The 18,341-nt window shown below is 40.1% G+C and carries 18 protein-coding genes; 3 read left to right on the forward strand and 15 right to left on the reverse strand.

The window, feature by feature from the left end:
• On the reverse strand, positions 1-2,550 hold the full coding sequence (locus PTET_RS14780; RefSeq protein ID WP_174818648.1) for a M14 metallopeptidase family protein: 2,550 nt from the start codon (positions 2,548-2,550) through the stop codon (positions 1-3).
• A 146-nt stretch (positions 2,551-2,696) separates the two neighbouring features.
• Between PTET_RS14780 and nfuA the strand changes: the two genes are divergently transcribed.
• Together nfuA and PTET_RS14790 are read left to right on the forward strand one after the other, a co-directional pair.
• Complete coding sequence (nfuA, locus tag PTET_RS14785) at positions 2,697-3,272, forward strand: Fe-S biogenesis protein NfuA (protein ID WP_013466120.1); 576 nt, start codon at positions 2,697-2,699, stop codon at positions 3,270-3,272.
• Between the two features lie 13 nt (positions 3,273-3,285).
• Positions 3,286-3,555, forward strand: a complete 270-nt coding sequence (locus PTET_RS14790) for a hypothetical protein (protein WP_016900082.1) — start codon at positions 3,286-3,288, stop codon at positions 3,553-3,555.
• A 4-nt stretch (positions 3,556-3,559) separates the two neighbouring features.
• Here PTET_RS14790 and dinF read toward each other — a convergent pair whose 3' ends face one another.
• Positions 3,560-4,894 (reverse strand): MATE family efflux transporter DinF, encoded by a 1,335-nt coding sequence (gene dinF, locus PTET_RS14795; RefSeq protein ID WP_147154748.1) that lies wholly within the window; start codon positions 4,892-4,894, stop codon positions 3,560-3,562.
• Here dinF and PTET_RS14800 point away from each other — a divergent pair.
• Positions 4,874-5,899, forward strand: a complete 1,026-nt coding sequence (locus PTET_RS14800) for a polysaccharide deacetylase family protein (RefSeq protein ID WP_024602190.1) — start codon at positions 4,874-4,876, stop codon at positions 5,897-5,899. The genes dinF and PTET_RS14800 overlap by 21 nt on opposite strands.
• Positions 5,900-5,902: 3 nt before the next feature.
• Here the strand turns inward: PTET_RS14800 and PTET_RS14805 are convergent, their stop codons facing one another.
• The 13 genes from PTET_RS14805 to PTET_RS14865 form a co-directional block, all read right to left on the reverse strand.
• Positions 5,903-6,934, reverse strand: coding sequence for a protein-glutamate methylesterase/protein-glutamine glutaminase (locus tag PTET_RS14805; protein WP_096038830.1), 1,032 nt, complete (start codon positions 6,932-6,934; stop codon positions 5,903-5,905).
• A gap of 8 nt (positions 6,935-6,942) precedes the next feature.
• Positions 6,943-7,560, reverse strand: a complete 618-nt coding sequence (gene cheD, locus PTET_RS14810) for a chemoreceptor glutamine deamidase CheD (protein WP_013466125.1) — start codon at positions 7,558-7,560, stop codon at positions 6,943-6,945.
• Positions 7,544-8,374 carry a CheR family methyltransferase gene (locus PTET_RS14815; RefSeq protein ID WP_013466126.1) on the reverse strand — a complete coding sequence of 277 codons (831 nt, stop codon included), beginning with the start codon at positions 8,372-8,374 and terminating at the stop codon, positions 7,544-7,546. Before PTET_RS14815 ends, cheD begins: the two co-directional genes overlap by 17 nt.
• A gap of 69 nt (positions 8,375-8,443) precedes the next feature.
• Entirely contained in the window at positions 8,444-11,143 is a 2,700-nt protein-coding gene (locus PTET_RS14820) for a methyl-accepting chemotaxis protein (protein ID WP_096038831.1), read from the reverse strand.
• A gap of 48 nt (positions 11,144-11,191) precedes the next feature.
• Positions 11,192-11,677, reverse strand: coding sequence for a chemotaxis protein CheW (locus PTET_RS14825; RefSeq protein ID WP_013466129.1), 486 nt, complete (start codon positions 11,675-11,677; stop codon positions 11,192-11,194).
• On the reverse strand, positions 11,659-13,734 hold the full coding sequence (locus PTET_RS14830) for a chemotaxis protein CheA (protein WP_013466130.1): 2,076 nt from the start codon (positions 13,732-13,734) through the stop codon (positions 11,659-11,661). Before PTET_RS14830 ends, PTET_RS14825 begins: the two co-directional genes overlap by 19 nt.
• A gap of 14 nt (positions 13,735-13,748) precedes the next feature.
• Complete coding sequence (locus PTET_RS14835; RefSeq protein WP_013466131.1) at positions 13,749-14,111, reverse strand: response regulator; 363 nt, start codon at positions 14,109-14,111, stop codon at positions 13,749-13,751.
• 8 nt (positions 14,112-14,119) lie between these two features.
• Complete coding sequence (locus PTET_RS14840) at positions 14,120-14,392, reverse strand: STAS domain-containing protein (protein ID WP_096038832.1); 273 nt, start codon at positions 14,390-14,392, stop codon at positions 14,120-14,122.
• A 163-nt stretch (positions 14,393-14,555) separates the two neighbouring features.
• On the reverse strand, positions 14,556-15,173 hold the full coding sequence (locus PTET_RS14845) for an SCO family protein (RefSeq protein WP_058155347.1): 618 nt from the start codon (positions 15,171-15,173) through the stop codon (positions 14,556-14,558).
• Positions 15,170-16,099, reverse strand: coding sequence for a heme o synthase (gene cyoE / locus PTET_RS14850; protein ID WP_013466134.1), 930 nt, complete (start codon positions 16,097-16,099; stop codon positions 15,170-15,172). The genes PTET_RS14845 and cyoE overlap by 4 nt, the downstream gene beginning before the upstream one ends.
• 13 nt (positions 16,100-16,112) lie before the next feature.
• Complete coding sequence (locus tag PTET_RS14855) at positions 16,113-17,102, reverse strand: COX15/CtaA family protein (protein ID WP_096038833.1); 990 nt, start codon at positions 17,100-17,102, stop codon at positions 16,113-16,115.
• Positions 17,103-17,114: 12 nt separating this feature from the next.
• On the reverse strand, positions 17,115-17,609 hold the full coding sequence (locus PTET_RS14860; RefSeq protein WP_013466136.1) for a hypothetical protein: 495 nt from the start codon (positions 17,607-17,609) through the stop codon (positions 17,115-17,117).
• A complete protein-coding gene (locus tag PTET_RS14865) occupies positions 17,599-18,339 on the reverse strand; it encodes an SURF1 family protein (protein ID WP_013466137.1) in 741 nt (246 codons plus the stop codon). The genes PTET_RS14860 and PTET_RS14865 overlap by 11 nt, the downstream gene beginning before the upstream one ends.
• Positions 18,340-18,341 lie beyond the last annotated feature (2 nt).

Below are 18,341 nucleotides of genomic sequence, written 5' to 3' on the forward strand. Positions count from 1 at the left end.
TTAGTTACCACTGACACGAAAGGTATGACCGAAAAATAAAGCGTTACTTAATAATCGGCTGGTGCCATACCAGTAACCTCTAAATACAGGGTTGTCTGTCATCGCAATCACACTACCTCGACCATAAGAGTGAGCCATTAGCGCAGCACCGCCGGCCACTTGCTCTACATTAACTGCATCAGTAAAACCAGCAAGTAACGGCTGTTGTGTATAGGTGAGTATATTTACAAACGGCGCTTGAGAGGCTTCAAGTAACCAGGTACTGTTTTTAAATACTGGCAGTGTGTCACGCTTAAATGAAAACGTCAGTGGGTGCGTTGTATCTACATCAGTATTAAATATAGCGCCTGCAATACGCTGGCGACCCGCTAGATGGTCTTTGTCTGCATATTTTAAACCTTGAGTATCAAATGCGCTGGCAACATCTTTACGTGATAAGTAGTTTGCTTTTAATAACTGCTGATCAGCTAAGAACTTTGCCCCGCCTTTATGACCCCAAATAACGCCGCCTTTTCTCACCCAGCTTTTAATTGCCACTTTGTCGGTATCAGATAACGTCGCATAATCGCCATGCGCCAAAACAATATGGCTGTAATTACTGAGCTCTAAAGACGCTAAACGGTTCATTTCAACAATGGTAGGCGCTACGCCTACAAAGCGATCTAGGTAATACCACACTTCACCTGCTTCATATTGGCTAACCCCTTTACCGCCAACTAATAACACCTTAGGCGCAGAAACAACCGCCATAGAGCGCGAGCCTAAGTCGGCACCTTTACTGGTTAAGCCTGTGGTAATTGGCTTAATTTCAATATCAAATTGGCTTTGTGCTTGATTTAGCTTTGCCACCCAATCAGTCTCTGTTTGCAGTCCTGCAGGGATAATAATACTGCCAGCATCAAAATTTATCTCATTACTCGTTGATGTTGCGGTTAATGGTTTTAATGCAACACGTGCTTTAATACCTTGCTGTAACAGACTATTGAGCATTTTTGGGGCAAGCATGTCGTCCCAAGCAAATCCGTAGGCATAGTTTTTAGTTAGCGGCGTTAAAACAGGCTGTTTTGCTTTTTGCCAAGCCGTAGTATCAACCTCTAATCCCCAGCGGCTGTTTACTTTAGCAAATGGTAAATTAAACGCATGCGCTAATGTCCAACCTGATACATCGTAAAAAGTGTTATCGGCAAAGTTTTGCTGTTCACTAAAAATAGCTTTAACTAATCGGTATTGTGGTTGCGCAAGCGGCACAAAATAGCTATTAGCGGTAAAGTTTTTACCTTCAGCTTTTAGTCCCTCTTTAACTGGATAAGCATTAATTTGGTGCTGTTTAAGTATGCTTAAAAAGTCGTTAGTACGTGTTTTGTCTTCCCCACCTTGAACAATATAGCCTTGATAGTCTTCATCTTTGGCAAGCTCAACCGCTTTGTTATAAAAGTTAGCCTGATACTCAAGTAAAGCTTGGCGGTTATCAATCGCTGCTTTAAACGTAGATAAGCTGGTTAAAAGTTGGTTTTTAATCGTAAACGCAAAAGTTAGCGGGCCATTGATCGTTTCTTGAATATGGCCACGAGAACTTGCTTGTTCAAATAAAATACCGACACCACCATTTACATCAGGGTAAGTTGAACCTTTGCCATAATAAAAGTCATCAAAGCTTTCTTCTGTAAAATACAGTGCGTTGTTTTCATCTAAAGTTTTTGCATGATAATTTGCAATTGCTTTGGTTAGGCTCACATTTTCTTCAGGGGTAATGGGGTGTTTACGACTTGGGATCCCTGGTTGGAAAAAATAGCTACTGTTTGGTCCCATTTCATGAAAGTCAGTTAAAATATTAGGTTTCCAATAATGAAACTTGGCTATACGCGCTCGCGACTCAGGGTGCTGCAGTAAAAGCCAATCACGATTTAAATCAAACCAGTAATGATTGGTACGGCTACTTGGCCAGCTCTCTACATGCTCACGCGTTTGCGGATCTGACGATAAGTTCATTCCACGATTACTATTAGCCCAATTAGCAAAACGTGCTAAGCCGTCTGGGTTAAGCGACGGATCGAGTAAAATCACCGTGTTGTTAAGTAGCTCATTTATTTCATCACCTTGCGCGGCTGCTAAATAATAAGCCACTAGCAAGGCAGCATTACTCCCTGACGATTCGTTCCCATGAACACTGTAACCCATCCACACAACACTTGGCTGCTCCGCTGTTTTATTGTTTGAATTATTTAGGCGAGCTAAGTGTGCTTGGCGAGTTTGCTCTATATTTTTTAGTTTGTTAGCTGCGGTAATAGTGAGCATAACTAGTGGGCGCTGCTCATGAGTACGGCCTATTACTTCAAAATTAATTCGATCGCTTTTTTGAGCTAAAATTTCCATGTAGCGAACAAGTTGGTCATGCCTTACATGCCATTCACCCACTTGATAACCAAGTACTTTTTCAGGTGTTGGAATGCTGGGATCAAATTCAACCTGTTGCTCAAAATAATACGACAGGGGCTTTGCCACACTTGAAAAACTGGCTAGTATCACCATTACTGTTAATATAAACCGCATATAAATCACTCTAAAAATGTTTGTTAATTGCACGCTACCATTGCTTAAAATAGATGCCAACTTTTTACGTTCAACACTAGCCGCAACACGATGAGCGGAGTATGATATGCAGTATCCGAGTAATTTAGTCAAGTATAGACGGTTTTATGATTTCAATTTCCGAAACAGCGCAAGCGCATTTTGCTAAGCTATTAGCAGATCAATCTCAACAAACGAATATTCGTGTGTTTGTTGTTAATCCTGGTACATCACAAGCTGAATGTGGTGTTTCTTATTGTCCAGAAGACGCGGTAGAAGAGAGCGATATTCGCCTAAACTTTAACGGTTTTGACGCTGTTGTTGATGCCGAAAGCGCGCCTTTTTTAGCCGAAGCTGAAATTGATTTTGTTACTGACAAAATGGGCACGCAGCTAACTCTAAAAGCGCCTAATGCTAAAGCACGTAAGCTAGGTGAAGACGCAAGCCTAAATGAACGCGTTCAACACATGTTAGAAACAGAAGTTAACCCACAACTTGCAAATCATGGCGGCCAAGTAAGCTTAGTAGAGATCACCGCTGCTGGTATTGCTGTGCTTCAATTTGGTGGTGGTTGTAATGGTTGCTCTATGATTGATGTCACACTAAAAGAAGGCATTGAAAAAGAAATGATTGCTAAGTTTGATGAGATCACCGGTGTGGCTGACATAACCGATCACGAAGCTGGCGAGCACTCTTATTACTAAGTATTAACCCACTATGCTAAAGCCACTCATTTACCGCTTAGGGAGCGACCCTAAGTTGAGTCTAAAGCGCTTTTTTCGCGGCCTAGCACTGTTTGTGCTGGCCGTGATATTTATCACTTTGGGTTATTACAGTCATTATAGTTTACAAGTCATTGGCATAGTAATTTTAGCGCCGGCATTGTTTTTTGCATTCTGGGGCTACGCGGGTATTTTTGCCAATCGTTTTTCGCAAGTATTGAAAAACATTCCTGCCAAAAATAACGACCCCGATCTATGGAAATAACGGTTTAATCAAGTAATTGATTATTAGTTTTTAGCTGCTGATATTTAATTATAAGTGTTACACCCCGCATTAGCATAAAGCAACTCATTGCCAACCATAAGCCATTATTTTGCCATTCCTTAAATAGCCAAAACACCCCAAAAAAACCTATTGTCGCCGATAACAGCATACTATTTCGCATTGCTTTAGCACGTGTTAAACCAACGAATATACCATCAAACAAAAAACAACTCATTGCTAAAATTGGCAGCACAATTACCCACGGTAAGTAATCAGTAGCCTCTTCAATAACCTCAGGTACATTAGTCAACAGCTTTATAATAGAGCTGCCAAATAATATAAAAAATACACTATACAAAATGCCAAACAACATGCCCCAAAATACGCTTATTTTTACCCATAGCCTTATCTTTTCAACACTTTGTTGACCTTTCGCTTGGCCTACTTTTGCCTCGCTCGCATAAGCAATTCCATCAAGCGCAAAGCTGACCAACATTAAAAAGTTGAGTAGTACCGCATTGGCTGCCAATGTAGTTTCACCTATACGTGCAGCATAAAAGGTCATAAAGCTAAAACATAACTGCAATACTAAAGAGCGAATAAAAATATCGCGATTTAAACTTAATAATCCTGCCATTTTTTCCATGCTAAACCAATTTGCAACCGCTAAACTTATGCCCTGTTTTTTAGCTAGCTGAACCACTAACAGCAAAGCAAAAATTAAAGCCGTGTAATCCGCTATTAATGATGCCCAAGCCGCCCCTGCAACCGCCCAATCAAGATAAACTACAAAATAAATGTCGAGTACAATATTGGTAATATTAGTGACTAACAATAAATAAAATGGCCCTCGCCCATAATGAACGCCGAGCATCCAGCCTAATAATACTAAGTTACATAGCGCTGCTGGGGCGCTAAAAATACGAATACTAAAATACCGATAGGCCTCATTGAGCACATCACTATTGGCAGCAGATAAATACGCAATGGCATGTTTTATAAGGGGGGATAATAAAATCAGAATTAGAGCTACGCTGCTGGCCAATAACAAACTGCGCTTAAGTAAAGCTGCAAGCTGAGTTAAATCATTTTTACCGTAAGCCTGTGCCACCAGCCCAGTGGTGCTCATTCTTAAAAAACCAGCAAGCCAAAATAAAATGGAGATCACGGTAGAACCTAAGGCAATTCCCGCTAAATAATGCGCACTCCCCAGGTGACCAATCACTGCCGTATCAACAATTCCTAACAACGGCACAGTAATATTTGATAATATCATTGGACCGGCTAACAACAACAAGCTTTTATGGTGTGCTTTATTATGTATAAGAAATTGTTTCATTTAGTATTATTGTTCCTGATTTGTGGTTCTTTACGTGCGCAAGCAGCTGTTATTCTACAGTATCATCACGTCAGTGAAACCCTTCCCGCGGTGACCAGTGTAAGCGCCAACACTTTTACTAAACACTTAAATTATTTAAAAGAGCATAACTTTAACGTTATTCCACTAAATGAGCTGATTAGCGCATTAAAACAAGGTAAGGCTTTAGACGATAAAACGCTCGCGATTACTTTTGATGATGGATACAACAATAACTACGAACAAGCTGCGCCTATTCTTGAGAAATTTGGCTATCCGTACACTATTTTTGTAAACCCAAAACTCATTGATGAACAAGCGGGTTATGTGATGGGATGGGATAAGCTCAGAGAGCTGGCAAAAAAAGGCGCCCTTATTGCCAACCATAGTGCCGAGCATAACTATCTGCATAAAAAGCGCGAAAATGAAACACAAAGCCAATGGCGTGAACGCACTAAAAACGACATTCTTAGTTCACAGCAGCGTATTAAAGAAGAAATAGGCCACGATTATAAATACCTTGCCTATCCATACGGAGAGTTTAACAATCAGCTACAAGCTCTCGTTACTGAACTAGGCTTTATTGGCATTGGTCAGCACTCTGGTGCAGTTAATCAACATTCTAATTTTAGCCGTTTACCACGTTTTCCCGCATCTGGTTTTTATAGCAAATTAGATACGTTAATTACCAAGCTCAATTCAACTGCTTTTACTATTAATAAATTAACCTATGAAGATAGTGTAACCACACAAAATCCACCGTCGTTAACTATAAATCTAGAGACTGATGATTTTCATAAAAGCCAATTTGCCTGTTATGTATCAAGCGTTGGGCAAGCTGATTTAAATTGGTTAAACGATAATACGGTTGAGGTGACCTCGCCAAAGCAGCTTAATAAAGGCCGCTCTCGCTTTAACTGCACCGCTCCCTCAATAAAAAAAGCAGGCAGTTATTATTGGTTTTCACAGCCTTGGGTGATCAATTAAATTCTATTTTTTAATCACTTGATTTAATAACCGCTGGGTCATTTTCTCCAGCGGTGCTACTTCATTTGCAGCCCCCATATCAATAGCGGCCTTGGGCATTCCCCATACCACAGACGAAAACTCATCTTGCGCCAGCGTATAAGCCCCTTGTTGTTTTAACGCAAGTAAACCTTTCGCGCCATCACTTCCCATACCGGTTAATAGGGTAGCAACAATATGCTTAGCACCAATTTCAAGTAATGAGTTAAACAATACGTCTACTGCAGGCTTATGCCTATTTACAGGTTCACCATCATCAAGCTGACAATATAATGCACTGCCTTGTTTGCTAATGCGTAAATGTAGCCCGCCGGGAGCTATATAAGCGCATCCTGCTACCAGCTTATCGCCTTGTTGTGCCTCTTTTACGTTAATGGTACAGGTGCGCTGCATTCGCTCTGCAAATGAGGTACTAAATACAGGAGGAATATGCTGCGTTATTACAATGGGTGGGCAGTTTTTTGGCATGCGTATAAGTACTTCTTTTATCGCCTCCGTGCCTCCGGTTGACGCACCAATCGCAATCACTTTATTTACTAAAAATTCGGCATTAGTGGGGATAGGTTCTGCTACAGCACTATTTTTTTTATAGCCTCGAACCCGTGCACTGGCTGCCACTCTGACTTTTTGCTGAACAATATCAGCATATTGACTCATTTGCTCCTTAACATTAACTGTTGGCTTAGCAATAAAGTCAACTGCACCAATCTCAAGCGCTTCAAGCGTAATGGGTGAACCTTTTTGTGTGAGTGTAGAAATCATCACAACCGGCATAGGACGTAAGCGCATCAGGTTTTTTAAAAAACTAATGCCGTCCATTTTTGGCATTTCAACATCCAACGTTAGTACATCCGGATTATATTTTTTGATCATCTCTCGGGCTTCGTATGGGTCTTGTGCCCCCCCTACTACCACAATATCTTTTGCCTGTTGCAGTATCTCTGTCAGCAATTGTCTGATCAGTGCCGAGTCATCAATTATTAATACTTTAATCATAGCCATCCTTAAAACAGCTCTATATCAGTGGCTTTTGTTTGTTGTTCAAGATTATGTAAGTAACGCACTTCACGTTTTTCAATCGTATTATTGTGTAAGTTACGTAGCTTTTTAACTTGTACTTTTCCATTATGAGGATTAAAAAATATTTTTCGTGGCCAAGGCCCGCCCATATCATGCGCCACTAAATTTAGCGCTTCTTCTGCTATATATGCATTGGCAAAACTGATATTGCCAATACCAATATCTGTCATGGCGCTAATTATTTTGCCTCCCCCAAACAGTTTTACTTTTAAGTTTGCCCGGGATGCGCCATTTTTAAGCACTTCATTAATTAAATATTCCATAGCCCAATTACCGTAACGACAACTTAAACTATGCGCTTGCTCAATTCGCTCACCTTTTTGAATTGGTAGCATAAAGTGGTTAATCCCGCCTATGCCTAGCTTATCGTCGTAAATACAGGCAGCAATACACGATCCTAGGACGGTGGTGATTAGCTCATCATTTTTAGAAACATAAAACTCACCTGGTAATACCTTAGCGACCACACGATCTCGCGAGGCGTCCCAATAGCGTTTAATATGCTCAAAACCCGCTAATACTGGCTTAAATTGCGTGTGCATGGGCTACTTTTTGATACATGGTTTTCCCTAAGTTTTTAAATAAAACATGCTCTTTACCCATGGTTTCTGAGTGCCCTAAAAATAAATAACCTTGGTCATTAAGAATATCGGCATAACGGTTAAAAAGCTGATCCTTTGTCTCTTTATCAAAGTAAATCACTACATTTCGGCACAAAATCAGGTCAAACGAGCCTTTCATTGGCCAGTCTTGTAATAAGTTTAAACGCTTAAATGAAATACATTGCTGCAGCTTAGGTTTAACCTTATAACTTTGCCCATCTTTACTGGTTAAAAACCAGCGTTTTAGTAAAGCATCATCAAGACCATTTACGTTCGCTGCGGTATAAATACCACTTTGCGCCTTCGCCAGTACATTAGAGTCAAGATCAGTGGCTAATATCTTCACATCCCAATCACTTGGAAAAGCTCCTTGCAGCGTCATTGCTAAACTATAGGGCTCTTCACCGGTAGAGCAGCCTGCAGACCAAATTCGAATGCGCTTAGTCTGTTTATTTGTCTTTAACAGGGTTGGTATTAACTGATCTTTTATAAACTCAAAGTGATGCATTTCACGAAAAAAAGAGGTTAGATTAGTGGTAATGGCATTGATAAATGCATCAAACTCCTGATCTTTATGATTTTTTAAGTAATCGAGGTAGCTTGAAAAGTTTGTTAATTTTCGCTCACGAATTCGTCTTGCCAAGCGTGAGTAGACCATCTCTCGCTTATGCTCTCCTAGTACAATACCGCAGGCGTTATAAACTAAATGAGCCACTTCCTTAAAATCACTATCCGTTAATAAAAACTCTTTCATTATTTGCTCTCATTTAAAAATAAAGCGAGGTTCACGCATACATTGCAGGTGAACCTAACTAAAGTGAGTTTAAAACTCCTCCCACTCTTCAGCCGAGTCTACAAAATTTTCACCTTTGCTTTTATTACTAACGAAGCTATTTTGTTGCTGATGAGATATTTCAGGTGTGCGAATAACAGGCGATACCACTGCCATATCTTGCTGGCCTAATGAGAAAAAGTGCAGTAAACGGCGCATTTCATTGGCTTGTTCCGCCATTGATTCACCTGCAGCCGATGCTTGTTCAACTAATGCCGCATTTTGCTGGGTCATTTCATCCATTTGCGATACAGCTTTATTTACTTGCTCAATACCTGCACTTTGCTCTTCAGAGGCTTGGGTAATATCGGCTATCATTTGCGTTACGCGTTTCACCGATACCACAATCTCTTGTAACGTCACACCTGACTCATTCACAAGCGCGCTACCGTCAGCAACTTTGCCAACACTGTCTCTAATTAGCTCTTTAATTTCTTTCGCTGCACCTGCCGAGCGCTGCGCTAAGTTACGTACTTCACCTGCAACAACCGCAAAACCTCGGCCTTGCTCACCGGCTCTAGCAGCCTCTACGGCAGCATTAAGTGCAAGCAAATTGGTTTGGAATGCTATTTCGTCTATCACTCCAATGATGTCGGCAATTTTCTTACTCGATTCATTAATCGCAGACATGCTGGTTACCGCTTTATTAACCACTTCTCCACCCTGAATCGCCTTATCACAGGTTTCTTCAGCTAAGTCATTTGCCACTTTAGCATTATCGGCGTTTTGGCGAACTGTACTGGTCATTTCTTCCATGCTAGAGGCCGTTTCCTCTAACGATGACGCTTGCTCTTCTGTGCGCTGGCTTAAATCAGCATTGCCTTGTGAAATTTCTTCAGCTCCACTGGCCACCAAAGTGGCTGATGTATTAATTCGGTTAATAACCTCAGTTAGTTTATCTGCTGTCGCATTTGCATCTGTTTTAAGTTTTTCAAACGAGCCTTGGTATTCTTTTTCAATCCGTTTAGATAAATCACCAGTGGCCATGGCATCGAGCATATTGCCAGTATCAGTTACCGCATCGTCAACCACTTTAACTAAACTATTAAGACCCTGAGCTAAACGTAAGAAAAAGCCATCTTTACCTTGCTCAGCTACTCGTGCATTTAAATCACCTTTGCTTGCTGCGCCGACTAATTGAGCAATTTCTTTTTCAATAGCAACTTCTGCGGTTCTGTCTTCCCACTCAACTACCGTCCCAATACGCTCATTGTCTGTGGTGATTATAGGGTTTGCCACTAAACCAAAGGTTCTGCCGCCCACTTTAATTTCTGTACTGTAAGTATCCGTTAACTTAGCCAACATATTTTGCTGATGGGCTGGATTTTTATGAAATATATCAATACTTTGATTAAGTAAGTTCTTGCTATCAAAGTTAGGTAAGTCAGTGCGTATATCATTTTGCGCAACACTCATCATATTTCTCACTGCGCTATTCATATACACAATGACATTCGAGGCATCAGCAATCATGGTATTGGTTGCCACGGTATCTAATGCTTGGCGAACACGTAAGTTTTCTTGCGCTCTAGCACGTTCAGCATCCGCTTTAGACACCTCATCAGTAATATCTTGCCATTCAACAATAGTACCTAAGCACTTGCCATCTTGATTAGTCCAAGGAGAAGCAATGATGTCAAAAATAAGACCAGCTAAATTCAACGTAGTTTTATAAGGAGCATCTAAGTTTTTTAGTCGCTCTTGCTGATTAGCTAGTTCCTGATGAAACTCATCAACACGGATATCCATTAACCCAGCGACTGAAAAACTAGGTAAAACAGTTTGCAACTCTTTTTCACGTGCTTTAAACATTTGCTTGATGCAGTCATTCACAAAAATAATGTTTAAATTTTTATCAGCAATCATCACACTTGCTTGGCATACTTTTAATGCGTTAGCCAAGTCGGCCGCTTTTTTAGAGGTTTTTTCTAGCTCTTTTTGCGCTGTGATATCGGTGGCGTACTTAATCACTTTAAATGGCTTACCATTCATATCGTAAATAGGATTATAAGAGGCATATATCCAAATTTCCTCGCCTTGTTTACCTATTCTTAAATACTCACCACTGTCATACTCGCCACGCCCAAGTTTATCCCAAAACGCTTGATATTCTTGGCTATTTGCATATTCAGAAGTAACAAACAATCTATGATGCTGCCCTTGTATTTCATTTGCCTGATAACCAAATGTTTTTAAAAAATTATCATTAGCGCCAATAATGGTTCCATCTAAATTAAACTCAATAACCGCTTGTGACTTACTGATTGCGGTAATTTGGCCTGCAGCTTCAACCGCTTTTAACTTTTGCTCAGTAATGTCTGTTGCAAATTTAACGACTTTAAGTACTTGCCCTTGCGAGTCTATAACAGGATTGTATGTTGCTTGGATCCAGACTTCTTTGCCATTTTTTCCAATACGCTTAAATTCATCTGAAATAAATTCACCCGCGTTCAAACGCTGCCAAAATTGACGATATTCATCACTTTGCGTTTCGCTAGGGCTTACAAATAAAGAATGGTGCTGGCCTTGAATCTCAGCGAGTGAGTAGCCCATTACACGAAGAAAATTAACATTGGCAGTAATGATTCTTCCATTAGGCTCAAATTCAATTATTGCTAATGATTTATGCAATGCATTTATAATCAAATCATTGCTTGATTTAGACTGTTTTGAATTACTAAACCATCCCATGCTTATCACCACCTTTAAGTTATTTGCTTTATTTAGTTACTATTACCGCTAAATATTCATGGTTGCCTGCAGGTTAATTAGCGCGACCATTTTATCACCCACATTCACTAGCCCTGCGACATATTCACTTTCATTTGTTTGGGTTAAACTTGGCACTGCTTTAGCGTCTTGCTCAGCAATACTGTAAACATCCGCTACGGCGTCTACCGTGATCCCCATCACTTTACTTTCTTGCTCAAACTCAACTTTTACAATAATGACTACCGTTAACGGTCCATACTCAATGGTGGGTAAACCAAAGCGCAATCGTAAATCAATAATTGGCACAATGGTGCCGCGTAAATTAATCACGCCTTTTACGTACTCAGGGGCATTTGGCAGTGCGGTTATATCTTCCCAGCTACGAATTTCTTGCACCGTTAATATATCTACTCCGTACTCTTCTTCAGCCATAATAAAGGTGAGAAACTGCTTAATGCCCTCTTTGCGCTGTAGTTCAATATTGCTATTTAATGCTATTGATTCAGAGAACATGAATCCTCCAAGATGGTCGATGGCTCAATACTCAATGCTTGGCTACCTGGCTTTTTTAACCCTGAAAGCTTTATCAAGCCGCTAATATCTAAAATTAACGAAACACGCCCATCACCTAAAATCGTTGCCCCCGACACACCATCCACTTTGTGGTAATTAGCCTCTAAGCTTTTTATAACCACCTGCTGTTGTGAAAGTAAATCGTCGACAAGTAACCCTACTTTTTGATTATCGTTTTCCACGACAACTAGTAAGGTTTTATCTAACGATTCAATGGCATTTTGGTGATTAAAAATGTCGTATAAACGTAAAATAGGAATGTATTCATCACGTAATCTGAGTACATCTAGGTCTTTACCAACACGGCTTACTTTTGCAATATCAATTTGCAACGATTCTACAATCGAGATCAGTGGAATAATGTAAGTATGCTTGGCTACTTTGACTAATTGCCCATCTAAAATAGCTAAAGTGAGCGGTAGCCGAATAGTAAAAGTAGAACCAATTCCAGCAGCAGATGTCACTTCTACCGAGCCATTTAATGATTGAATATTACGCTTAACCACATCCATACCCACACCACGGCCAGATAAGTCACTGACCTCATCAGCGGTAGAAAATCCTGGCATAAAAATGAGTTCGTTAATTTCATCATCTGTTAGCTCACTGTCAGCGGCGATCACTTCATTGGTAATCGCTTTTTCTTTGATCTTTTGAGTGTTAAGACCTTGGCCATCATCCATAATTTCAATGACGATATTGCCGCCCTGATGAAAGGCATTTAATGTAACCTTACCCACAGGATCTTTTCCTGCTGCAATACGTTTTTCTACCGTTTCAATACCATGATCCAATGAGTTTCTTACTAAATGCACCATAGGATCGGATATTTTTTCCATAACGGTTTTATCTAATTCTGTTTGTTCTCCTATCAGCTTTAACTCCACCTCTTTATTAAGCTTTTGGGCAATATCACGTACTAAACGTGGAAAACGACTGAACACAAAGTTAATTGGCAGCATGCGAATACGCATCACGTTTTCTTGTAAGTCGCGGGTGTTATGCGCTAATTGCGCAAGCCCCTCTTGAAGCGAGGTCACCGTGGTAGGCGTCATTTCTTGTTCGCTAAGCTGATTTAGCATCGCTTGGGTAATGACCAACTCTCCAACCATATTAATCAGTGAGTCGACCTTATCAATGCCAACACGAATGGAAGTTGACTCAGGCGCTGCTTTTGCACTGGTTGGTGCTTTTGGTTTATTGGTTTTGGGTTCAACAACCGTTTTTGGTGTTTCAATAACAGGTTCGTTGACCACTGCAGCTTCTGCTGCTTTACCATCATTAAATAAGCCACCGCAAAGCTCAATTTTAATATCGGCATCGTCCTCAACCCACTCAAAAATTTCTCTAATTGCTTGATCGTCACGGTCAGTGTTTAAGAAAAATCGCCAATATAAAAAGCATTCATCGGTCGTTAAATCTTTAATATCAGGTATGACATCTGTAAACGCTTGTACTTCCAATTCACCAAGTTCAGCTAATTCACTGATCATAAACAGCGGTTCGTTACCCGTTTTAAACAAATGAAAATGCGGTTTAAAATCAATTTGATAAGTATTAATAATGACCTGTTCAACACTGGCTTCTGCCACTACGGCTTCACTTTCAGGCATGCCAAGTAATCTTTCAAACTGCTCTCGTAATGAGTCAGCTTGGCTTAAATCAGGCTCTTCCTGTACTTTAAGCGAATGCAACAAGGCTCTTAAACAATCTACTGATTTAAGTAATAAGTTAATATGTTCACTGCTTATATTTCGCTGACCTTCACGTATTTGATCCAGTAATGTTTCTAGAACATGAGTGAAGTTTGCGATTGAATTAAACCCAAAGGTAGCACTGCCTCCTTTAATAGAATGGGCAGCCCTAAAAATAGTATTAATGGTTTCTAAGTCTTCTTCGCCCGGCACTAAGTTGAGTAATTCAGTCTCCATAACATCGAGGCCTTCAAAACTCTCTTCAAAGAACACTTCAAAAAACTGGCTTAAATCAATACTCACAGTGCACTCCTAGGTTAGCGGATTACTTTTTTTAGCACGGCTAATAGTTGATCTGGATTGAAGGGCTTTACAATCCACCCTGTTGCCCCAGCAGCTTTCCCTTCTACCTTTTTATCCATACCCGATTCTGTGGTTAACATAAGTAGCGGTGTAAACTTGTAATTCGGAAGCCCTCTTAACTCTCTAATAAGCGTGATCCCATCCATAACAGGCATATTTACATCAGAAATAACTGCATCAAAACCTTGCTGCTTGGCAATCGCTAATGCCTCACTACCGTCTTTGGCTTCGGTAACATCAAACCCTGCTGTTTTTAACGTAAAACTCACCATTTGACGCATTGATGCAGAATCATCTACAGCTAATATTCTTTTCATATAGACCTCTAAATAGTACTTTCTGGTGCTAGGTATTCACTTAAACCGAGTTGATCAATGGCATTGGTTAATGCATCACTACTGCCAACCCAGGCAATTTTTTGATTAATAGTAAGGAGATGTTTTTGTAGGGCACATAAAAGTTGAACCGAGGCCGTATCAGCAGACATTACATCGCTAATATCTAAGCAAATATCTCGGCTATTATTAAGTTCGCTTAATAAATCTTGATGTAAAACTTCAACATGAACAATTGAAAGTTCGTTTGGTAGTTTAAGCATTTTTTAAGCTTTTCCTTATCAACTCAATCCATAACAAAAGCTTAGACCGAGATAATGAAAACGCCATAAAAACGACTAAAAAATAACTAATTAATTAAAAACCGTTAATAAAAAACGCGAAAAGGGGCATAAAGCCCCTTTAAAATCGTAAAACCTTTAAAAGCTAGTTTTTGTAGTATTCGGCTATTTCAATAAATTCTGCGGTTAATTTTGTAGTATTAACCAAAGGCACATCACCTTGTTTAAATTCAGGCTTAAAAATAGCTCTTAGTGCGCCACTGCCATCAACAAGGGCAACAGATGCACTATGATCCACTGCATAGTCGGATTCATTACTATCACTAATTGCGTAAATTAATCCAAGCTCGCGGACAAATGGAAATAAGTCTTTATGTTCACCTGATACAGCTAAAAAATCTGGATTAAAGTAATCTATGTACTCTTTACGTTTTTGAGCAATATCACGTTTAGGATCAACAGATATAAACCATACTTGTAGTGGATACTCAGCCTGCAAATTTTTATAGGCATTGTTGAGCTTAGCTAGCGTCATCGGGCAAATATCAGGGCAACTTGTGTAACCTAAAAACACTAAATTCCATTGGCCTAAAAACTGCTGTTTGGTTACTAACTTCCCTTGTTGATCACTCAACGAAAAGTCAGATAACGGTTTTGCGGTTTCATAAACTAACGCATCAAGATCTTGTAAATTTTTTTTATCACTACAGGCCGATAAAAAGAGTACTGAAAAAACAACTAAACCACACCATAACTGCTTCATATAACTAGCCATTTATCTATAAATAAGATGATAAATAGTATCATCAAATGAATAATCGAAAAACGAAATAAATCCATCGCAGTGTCTTCTTTGGCGGCAAACTTTAAGTTAATTGCTTTGTATATAAATACAATATTGAGAAGACATGCCCCGCTTAGATAAATAAGCCCTGACATGCCAATCAAATAAGGAAACACACATACAATGGCGAGTAATACCGAATATGCAAGCACGCATGTTTTACAAAAATCGATACCATGGGTGACCGGTAACATGGGGATTTTAGCCCGCTCATAATCACTTTTACGCGCGATGGCGAGCGCCCAAAAATGAGGTGGGGTCCAGGTAAATATAATCATCACCAGCAACCAAGGGGCTGCCGCCATTTGATTTGTTTCAGACACCCAACCGAGTAATGGAGGCATTGCACCGGCTAATCCCCCTATAACTATATTTTGTGGTGTGGCACGTTTTAAAAATGACGTATAAATAAACGCATAACCAACAAGTGCAAATAAGGTCAGTATGGCTGTGAGCGTATTTGCCCACAACATCAGCATAATAAAGCCCGCAACGCCAATCACAGCAGCAAAGCTCAGTGCATGTAATTTACTTAAACGCCCTTTAGCAACAGGGCGATGGCGGGTGCGTGCCATTTTGCTATCAATTTCGCTATCAACCACATGATTGATGACTGCGGCGGCCGCAGAGAGTAATCCAATCCCTAATAAACTGATGAACTGAACCCCAACACCTCTGCCAACATCAGGGGCTAGTGCTAAGCCAACCCATGCTGTTAACACTAGCATAGCCACTACTTTAAATTTACTTATTGCCAAATAATCTTGGATTAAGTGGTAACTTTTAGTCAATAACGATGCGCTGTAAACGGGCTGCATTGCTTTTTTATTAATTGTAAGTGCCATAATCATTCCCCCTCTAAGTACGTACTTTTAGGTAATAACATAACCTAACCATAGTTAATAACAGTATGGCAGCCATTAAGTTATGCGCCAGTGCCACGCCTAACGGAAAATGAAAATGCACCACGGCTAACCCTAAAGCTATCTGGCAGAATAACGCCACTAACACACTCACCGTACAGCTTTTAATTTTTTGCGAATAGGCATGACTGTATATACGCCACATCACCAAGGCTAAAACAATGCAAGTAACTAAGGCCCATATTCGATGCAGTAAATGAATAGACATACGCGCCTGTTGCGACAACACACCAAATTCATAATTACTGTGCTCAAGGGGGAGCTGAAAGACACTACTGAATGAAAAAGGCTGAGCGTAACTACACAGCGGTAAGCCATTACAATGTGGAGCCGCATAATTAGCCGCTAACCAACCACCAAGGGCGATTTGTAAAATCAGTACCGTTAATGCCACGAGGCTTAATTTAAAGTGAGGTTTTGCGCTCGCATCACCACCCGTAATAGGTTGGCTGGTCAGACGCAAATACAATAGCGTTAATAACGCTAAAATACTAAATCCTCCGAGCAAATGCCCCATAACTATAAGCGGCTGTAGGTTCATAGTAACCGTCCACATACCTAATGCGGCCTGAAAAATAACAAGCAGCAGCAATATCATAGGCAACCTTACAGGCGTGGTTGGGTACTGACGCTTTAGAAAAGCTAAAATAAACAACACTAAAATTAATACCCCAAGCGTGCCTGCAAAGTAGCGATGGATCATTTCTTTCCATGCTTTTGCTTTTTCAAATATCATATCGGGATAACTTTGAATCGCTTGTGCAATCTCTGCTTCGTGTTTAGGCACGGTTAAAAAGCCATAACAACCAGGCCAATCGGGACAACCAAGCCCTGCGTCACTTAAACGCGTGTATGCGCCCAGAGCCACCACAATTAATGCGAATAAACTCGTTGCTAATACCAAATTTTTATAGTTTTTATACATAGCATCCTCTACTTAGCTCGAACGAGAGTAATTGAGTAATTTTTTTAGATCTTTTAATAACCCTTTTTGGATCAAACGGTTTTCTTGTGGTTGAGAACTAAATGGATACTCCAGTACAATTAGCCCCATATGATCGATTAAATACAAACTGGCAGGTTTTAACTGCTGTTGCTCATCAATAACATGCCAACGCGTTGTAACTAGCTCAGGCTGTCCCATAATAGCCATATCAACTTTGTGTTGGTTTTTGCCAAGGGCAACATATAAATTGTCTAAAGCGGCTAATTGCTCTGTGCAAGACGCTTTGCATTGTGCTGAATAATTTAAAGCGATGGTCCATTGCTTAGGATTATGCTGCGCCCAATTGTCTAGCTTAATTTCACGCTCTAAAAATTCACCATGGTTAGTAATTGCTGTAGGTAGCCAATCAAGTTTTAACGCGCTGTAAGCCAGCACTAAGGGAATAGCGCAGCACACAGCAAAGAGTAACAGGGGTTTATTTTTCATTATCTATCCTCTTCCTGCTTGCAAAAATAGCGACCACCACACAGGCAACCGCAATTAAAAACCACTGTACTGAGTAGGCATAATGTTTTTCTGGACTCATAACAACGGCTTCATAATGAGGGGCAGCAATTTCATCAGCTTGACCTTGGCGGTAAGCCATAAAATTCACTAAAGGGCGATTAGATTGGCTACTCAATGCTTGTAAATCAATGATTTGAATTCGTTTGGCTAAATCCGACTGAGTATTGTTATTGGCTAAGGTAAAGCCACTTAAATTATCTTCTTTAATTTGTGCCGTTAACGTAAATTTACCACTAGGTATTGTTACGTTTGGTAGGATTTCTCTTGAACGTTCTGCTTTTACCCAGCCTAAGTTCACTAACAAAAAGCGTGATTCATCAGACAGTTTTAATAATGCCAGTAAGTCGTAACCAACCTGACCATTATAGATTTGATTATCAAGCAACCAATAATTATTAGTGTCAAAATAACCATTTAACGAAACCAATACACCGGTTTTGTTCCACTCTTTTGGCAGCTGTTGTAACTCTGCCCAGCTCATTACGCCATGTTGTTGTATATTTTCAATGGCACTAAGCTGCTGTTGCTTTTGTTCTGCTCGCTGTAATTGCCAAAACCCTAGTCGCACACAAACCAATACCACAATAACAACCAAGCAAATTGTTATTATTGAGCTAAGCTTTTGTTTGTTAAATACAACTAACTGCATAA

Origin of the sequence: Pseudoalteromonas tetraodonis, assembly GCF_002310835.1 — a bacterium.
GTDB lineage: Bacteria > Pseudomonadota > Gammaproteobacteria > Enterobacterales > Alteromonadaceae > Pseudoalteromonas > Pseudoalteromonas tetraodonis.